Origin of the sequence: Fictibacillus sp. NRS-1165 (assembly GCF_050468105.1) — a bacterium.
GTDB lineage: Bacteria > Bacillota > Bacilli > Bacillales > Fictibacillaceae > Fictibacillus_C > Fictibacillus_C terrinigri.
Map to the genome: position 1 here is coordinate 1 of NZ_JBDPNU010000138.1, position 4277 is coordinate 4277.

At 41.1% G+C, this 4277-nt stretch carries 3 protein-coding genes and 1 pseudogene; 1 reads left to right on the forward strand and 3 read right to left on the reverse strand.

The features are described 5' to 3' along the window. The first annotated feature begins 151 nt into the window (after nucleotides 1-151). Nucleotides 152-603 (forward strand): annotated as a pseudogene (locus tag ABHN01_RS25115) (sugar diacid recognition domain-containing protein). Here ABHN01_RS25115 and ABHN01_RS25120 read toward each other — a convergent pair. From ABHN01_RS25120 to ABHN01_RS25130, 3 genes are all read right to left on the reverse strand, one after another. After that, nucleotides 592-1656 carry a Ger(x)C family spore germination protein gene (locus ABHN01_RS25120; protein ID WP_429877806.1) on the reverse strand — a complete coding sequence of 355 codons (1065 nt, stop codon included), beginning with the start codon at nucleotides 1654-1656 and terminating at the stop codon, nucleotides 592-594. The pseudogene ABHN01_RS25115 and the gene ABHN01_RS25120 sit on opposite strands and share 12 nt — an antisense overlap. Further along, nucleotides 1657-2778, reverse strand: a complete 1122-nt coding sequence (locus ABHN01_RS25125; protein WP_429877807.1) for a GerAB/ArcD/ProY family transporter — start codon at nucleotides 2776-2778, stop codon at nucleotides 1657-1659. After that, nucleotides 2775-4277 (reverse strand): spore germination protein (locus ABHN01_RS25130; protein WP_429877808.1); only part of this gene is annotated, 1503 nt, incomplete at its 5' end. The genes ABHN01_RS25130 and ABHN01_RS25125, both read right to left, overlap by 4 nt.

Sequence of the window (4277 nt, forward strand, 5' to 3'; positions counted from 1 at the left end):
AAGTTCTTTCTTATTTACATCATTAACACTGTATGTCCTTCTAAATTTAATTGTTTTAATTATTGGTGTGGTACTATTAAAAATAAAATTCTGATAGGCATATCTCTCAAAGGGATATATACCTATCCTTTAGGGATTCAGGGAGGAAAAAATGTTAGACAGGTTAGCGCAACAAATTGCAAATACAACAAGTAAAGTTATTGATCATGATGTACTCATTACAGATCAAAATGGAATTGTACTTGGTTCGAGTGATCGACCAGAATTGGCTCATTACACCAAGCTTCCATTAATGTATTGTTCCGTCGCAGAGAAACCACTCACAGTGAAGTGGCCTCAAAAACATTAAGAGGTGTAAAACAAGGTATTACTGTTCCTATTGAACTTTCTGGGGAATTTATAGGTACCGTTGGAATAACCGGTGAACCGGATCATGTCGCCAAGTTTGGAATGCTGGTAAAAAAATACGCAGAGATTTTATTACGTTATCGTTTTACTTTTGCTATTATAATCGCCTCGCGCCTAACCAGCTTCTATTGCAACAAAAAAAACCGGCAAAAACCGGCTCCTTTTATCTGTACCATTTTAAAATTACAAACTTAGCGGTTCTATTTTCACCGAGTATTTCACATGAACCTTCATTTTTTCATAATGGTCCAGCCATACCCTTCTTGTCATTGGATGAACCAAGGGAGAGAGCGTATGGGCTCCCACTTCCAGCGGTTCTATCTTTAACTTTTGTGTTTCCTTTACAAGCCCCGCGGTTTCCCGTTGTAAATAAGACTCGATATCGTGGGTCATCCTATTCATTTCACTTCGACTGAGTATGTTTCGGTGTCCTCGGTATTCATCGATTCTTCCCTTTAGCTTAACATGAATGTTTAACGTTTTGAATTGATCATCGACCTGCATATGAACCTTGGAGCGTACCTGGCCCAAGGAAACATTGAGATGTGGGATGGGAAGATTCTTTAAATAGTGGTCATTGGCGATGAGCTGAAACATTTGGTCTTCCCTTTTATTAAATAAACCGACATACTTATTTTCATTAAATAAAGCCGTTCCTTCATACGTAAAATTATCTTTGTCTGCCTTAAATATCGGAAGCACTGGATCGGAATAAGGAGAGTAGACCTTTTCCATAAATTCATGCAAATTGACGATGCTCATTTCCCCTTGATTTCTTCTTTCATAATGCCGGAACATCCGGTAAAGGTAATAATCCAGGTTCTTCTGCACTTTCCTTTCCACATCTAAATAATCTTCAAAGCTCCCTCTGACCAGTACAAGAAAAAGGCGCGGAGATACATCAGGATCTGAGAGGATCGTATCAATTAACGAGATGATTTCTTTTTTTGCCAGTTTTTCATTAATGATCAGCATGCGAAGTTGGCCAAACTTCAATTCCCGATAAAACTTCAGGTTGAATTCTTTTTTCCCCTGCTTTAATAAATCCACATTCAATGTAAGCAGCCTTTTTTTCTCATTAGTAACCGGAGGGACGAGGGTCGTTATTTTAAATTTGTCTCCTTCCCCTTGATTCAGGGACCAAAACGTGACCGGAGCAATCTGCTCAACCGTATTGTTTTCAACATAAGGTGAGGAACAGCCTGAAAAAACGAGGAGGATAAAAAGGATGGACAAAAGAGTCTTCATCTAAGACTGCCCCCTCTTCCATCTCATGGCAATGGCAAGTACAGAAGGAACCAAAAGGTAGGTTATTGCACCCAGCCATAGCTGCAGTGTTACCCATAGATTTAATTCCTCTCCTTCCCTCCAGTACCAACCATTAATGATCAGCATACAGATAAAAACGGCAATTACACTTCCTAAAAAGCCCTTGCGATTCGTCTTGATATTTATTCTCCCTGCCGCGATTCTTATTGCTCCATACAAACATAATAAAAAAAGGGCAATCAAATAGAGAAAATAAATCATGTTTAGGGAAATTAATATAAGATCCACCCTTTCAAAAACAGGGGACTGCAGATAGCGGATCATGTTCACGACCGGGAAACTAATCTTCTCCAAATATGGTGAACCATAATAGAGAAGACATGCCACAAACAGAACAAGGTATTCAAAGACTGAGAGTGCATTGCCTATACTCATTCTCTTTAAAATCTTTTCCTTAGGGCCGATCCAGGGGCCGAGGCAAACTAAATATTCAGGTCCGGAGAGGGCAGACCAAACCATCAGCAGTCCGTACCATGAATGAAGTGAAACCTCCCCCGGCACCAATGGATACAAATGATGAGCTTCGGCAATGGGCGGCAAGAAATATGGAATATAGATAAGAATCACCCAGATCGTGGCCAAAAAACCGATGATGGACAAACGAATCGTTTTCTCCATCCCTTGAGAAGCGATATAAAACCCGGATGCCATCAAGACGAAAATAAGCCAGCTCGTCTTCATCGAGGGAAACATAAATTGGTGGACAATTTCGACATACCCCAAAGTGGTCACGATCACTTTCATTAAAATGAAAAAAACCCCCAGAAGTGCAAAGAATCGGACAATCTTTTCGCTAAATAATTGGACAAAGCCGCGATAACCCAGAACAAAATAATTCGATGTTAAATATTTGGCCAGAATCAAAAGGTTGATCTGCGAAAGAACACCCACTCCAAGGATCCCTACCATCATATAAGGATGGACCAAGTGTTTGGGCAAAATTAATAAGTAGTACAGCATTTGCATCCGGTTCACCATCGCAAAAATATAACCGCTTCCCATAACGGCCGTTCTATCAAACAAGCGAAATCTGCTGCTCATTCGCTCCCCTCCCCTTTAGACACCCGCCATTTTTTCACCGTCTTCAAATATTCCGGCCGCAGCTTTGCCCATGGCAATGGTGCGCGAACAAAAAGATCTTTCCAATCTCTCCAGTAAAGCGGAGCAACCGGTGCAAAAAATGGCTGTTTTAAGGAAGAAAGACCATTCAGATGAGCGAGCAGGAGTATCAATCCAAAGGCAATTCCCAGGATCCCATAAAATGATGCAAGAATAAGAATCAAAAATTGAAGGACGGTAGTTGCTTTTGTGACTAAATAATTCGGTACTAAAAAGCATGCAATCGCCGAGATACCCACAAGAACAATCAACACCTTGCTGGCAAATCCCGCTTCAACAGCAGCTTGTCCGATGACAATACCGCCAATAACTCCAATGGTCTGACTCGTTTTTGTCGGCATCCGTAAACTCGCTTCTTTAATAATTTCAATGATAACCAACATGATCAGTGATTCCCAAAATGGGGTGAAGGGCAGTTTGGTCCGTGATTCCATGAGTACATACAGAATCTGGAGTGGAATCATCTCATAATGATAAGTGGTTAATGCCACATAAAGAGGAATCAAAGTGATGGCTATAAAAAAACTTAAATAACGAAGGGTTCGTAAAAAACTGGCAATCACCCAGCGATGAACATAATCTTCTGGAGATTGAAACAGATGAAAAAAGGTAATGGGGGCGATGAGTGCAAAAGGTGTATCATTTAGCAAAATAACGATCTTGCCAAGCCCCAGTGAATAGGCGCACGAGTCCGGACGATCCGTCTGCATAAACTGTGGAAACAAACTGTGCGTATGATCATCCATAAAAGCGGAAAGATTGGAGGCCTCCAAAATCATGTCAAAGTTCACTTTCGAAATATTTTCCCGTGCAATTTCGACGATCTCGGGATTCGCAATTCCTTCAATATACAGCATCTGAACCTGTGTTTTGGTATTCGAACCTGCCTGGAACTTTTCTGCTTTTAGCTCAGTAACGGGCAGACGCCGCCGAATCATGAACACATTCTGCTCAATCCTTTCCGTAAAGCTGTCTTTGGGCCCGTACATTATCGTCTCAGTTTCCGAATTTTCGATCGCACGGCTGAGCGTATTCTCCAGTTTTACCGCCCACCACTCATTATTCTCATGATCATGGATGAGAACAGCACCAAACAGCATGTGTTCTTTGGCTTCTTCTATTGCATGGATTCTTAGAACACTGCATGTGGATATACCCTGAATAAATGTCTGTTCCTTGCTCTGAAGAAGTGGCTGAATAATGGCCTCGTTCAGTCTCTCCTTGTCAATTAACGTTTGTATGTAAACAAGCGAAAAAGTAGCACCGTTGTTTGTTTGCCGCTGTACGATTTCAGCATCATCCATTTTCACTGTTGCCTGTTTTAATAAATCGAGCGTCACAGCTTCACTCGGCATCCTGTTCTTCTCTTCTTTTTTATGCTCATTGGCTGCTTTCCTTTTCCTTTTACGGAACATCAATAC